Source organism: Streptomyces olivaceus, assembly GCF_000721235.1.
In the GTDB taxonomy this organism is placed as follows: domain Bacteria; phylum Actinomycetota; class Actinomycetes; order Streptomycetales; family Streptomycetaceae; genus Streptomyces; species Streptomyces olivaceus.
Genome location: NZ_JOFH01000159.1, coordinates 1 through 304 on the forward strand (window position 1 = coordinate 1; position 304 = coordinate 304).

Sequence of the window (304 nt, forward strand, 5' to 3'; positions counted from 1 at the left end):
GCACGGTCGAGGGCACCAGGCGCAGGAAGTGTGCGATGCGGGCCGGTCCCCACCGGCGCAGCAGGCGGACCTTGATGATCCGTCGCTCAGTGCGGGTCGGAGTACGGCGGGGGCTGTGGCGGGGCCGGCTGGAGCGGTCGGCCATGCCGGCCGCTCCGGATGCCCGGTAACGGCCGGCCCACCGCTGGGCCGTCGTGGGCGAGACCTGGAAACGCTCGGCAGCCCGCCGCAGCGGCCAGCCCTCCTCGACCACACAGCGGGCCAGACGCAGCCGTCCGGTCTCGGTCAGGGGTGCATTACGGTG

General features: G+C 74.3%; 1 protein-coding gene. It reads right to left on the bottom strand.

The annotated features are described in order from the left end of the window. On the bottom strand, positions 1-304 hold a 304-nt coding region (locus tag IG94_RS0138250), incomplete at both ends, for a leucine zipper domain-containing protein (protein ID WP_031048907.1).